At 69.5% G+C, this 2082-nt stretch carries 1 protein-coding gene and 1 pseudogene; both read right to left on the bottom strand.

Annotation, left to right across the window (positions count from 1 at the left end; translation table 11 throughout):
• A partial coding sequence (locus tag DD1DGNOD_RS08390) for a penicillin-binding transpeptidase domain-containing protein (protein ID WP_241255566.1) occupies positions 1-1810 on the bottom strand: 1810 nt, incomplete at its 3' end.
• Between the two features lie 43 nt (positions 1811-1853).
• Positions 1854-2082: pseudogene (locus DD1DGNOD_RS29075) on the bottom strand (rod shape-determining protein MreD); the annotation flags it as partial.

The raw sequence follows: 2082 nt of genomic DNA, 5'->3' as shown, positions 1-2082 counted from the left end.
GGATGGTGTCGTTCGGCCAGTCCGCGAACACTCCGGTCGCGGTCCCACCGCCTTCGCTGGTCACTCCGTGCAGGGCGTCGCGGATGTAGGCGAGCGTCTCGGGCGTGGCCGGAATCCTGCCGGCGACCTTGGGTTCGACGGTCCGCACGACGTGGCCGTCCGGGGACATCACCGCCTTGGCCAGGGTGGGCTGGTACAGCGTCCCACCGTTGGCGATGGCGGCGTAGGAGACCGCGAGCTGCAGCGGGCTGGCCGACAGGTACTGGCCCTGCCCGATCGCGAACTGGACCGCCGCGCCTCCGTTGTACAGGTAGCCGTCGACGCACGCCTCGGCGGCATACCGGCGGAACCGTTCCGCCTTGGCCGGGTCGGTGACCTCCGGATAACCGTTCTGTGCCCGGCGGCAGTAGGAGTCCTTCAGATCCGTCCAGATCGCCTTCGCGCCGGCCCGGTCGACGACCGACCCGGCCGTCTCCCCCGGCAGGTCGACGCCTGTGCGGCTGCCGAATCCCATGGTGCGGGCCATCTTCACGAAGTACTCGTGGGGCTCCTGGTACGGTCCGCGACCGTTGCGCAGCCCACCGTCGGCAAGCCATGCCTCGTAGGCGAACCGGTCGAAGATGACGTCACAGGAGATGACCAGGGCCTGGTGGAGGGTGATCGGCCCGGCGGACGATCCCTCGAAGTTGTGGAAGGTCTGACCGCCGACCTGCAGTGTCGGCCCGCAGTCGTAGTCGTCGGTGGTCGACGCGCCGAGGTTGGTCAGCGCGGTCAGGGTCGACACCGGCTTGAACGTCGACCCGGGCGCGCCCGAACCCTGGTAGGCCCGCGACAGCAGCGGAATCCCGTTGGCCGGGTCGGACAACGCCTTGTAGTCGGTTTCGGAAACGCCCCCGACGAACACCGACGGGTCGTAGGAGGGCAGGCTCGCCATGGCGATCACATGACCCGTCCTGGCGTCGAGCACGACACCGGAGGCGGTACGCGCCCGCCCGCCGCCGAGGGAGTCCAGTGTTTTCTGCAGGGTCTGCTCGACCGCCTGCTGGATCCCGAGGTCGAGCGAAAGCACGAGGTTGTCGCCGCTGCGCGGCGCGGTGGACGACGCAGTGCCCGCGACCCGCCCGAACCGGTCGACCTCGAGTCTCTGCACACCGTCGGCGCCCCGCAGGTCCGCGTCATAGGTGTCCTCCAGGCCGGAGACACCGACCAGGCTGTTCTGGTGGTATCCCTTGCTGGCGCCGTCGGAGTCGAGCTGCTTCTGGGTGACGGGGCTGAGATATCCCAGTTCGTGCGCGGCGAGGGAGCCGTACGGGTATTCGCGCACGGCCTGTAGGTCGGCCGAGACTCCGGGAAACCGGTCGGGATGTTCGATGACGGCCAGCGCCTGCTGCGCGGAAACGTCCTTGGCCACCGGAACCGGCTGGTAGGGCGAGCCGTTCCAGCACGGGGGCTTCGCTGTGGCGGAGCAGAACTGGATGCGCCCCTTGATGTCGGCGACGGGCATCCCGATCACGCTCGACAACCGCTCCAGCACGGCCTGCCCGGAGTCCTTCTGCCGATCGGTCACCGACCGGTTGACCGATATGACCAGAGAGGTCCGGTTGCGGACGAGGGCTCGCCCCTGATCGTCCACGATCAGGCCGCGGGTCGCGGGGGTGACGACCTCACGGACCCGGTTGGTCTCCGCGAGGTGACGGTAGTGGTCGCCGTTGAGTATCTGCAGGGTCCACAGTCGGGCGCCGAGAGTCACCAGCAGGGAGACCGCGAGGACGCGCAGGACGACCAGCCGCACCCGGGTGCGGTCGTCCAGCGACTCCTCGACAAGGCTCGGCCGTCTCACGGTCGCCGCCTGATCACGAACGGTCCCCGCGTGGGCGCCGCATCCCGGCCGTGACGAGCGGGAAGACGAGCGGGGTCAGCACAAGCGCGTAGAGGGCCGCGCCGACCGCACGCAGGAGCGTCTGGGTACCGGTCAGGCTCGGATGACCGATGATGCCAGCCATCGCGGCATGACCGGCCGTCCCCAGCGCCGAGGCGGCGGCGACGACAACCAGAGGCAGGTACGCCGTCCGGTCGGTCTCG

This window comes from Candidatus Protofrankia californiensis (assembly GCF_900634765.1).
In the GTDB taxonomy this organism is placed as follows: domain Bacteria; phylum Actinomycetota; class Actinomycetes; order Frankiales; family Frankiaceae; genus Protofrankia; species Protofrankia californiensis.
The sequence above is the reverse complement of the archived record's forward strand: the minus strand, read 5'-3'. Positions and strand labels throughout refer to the sequence as shown.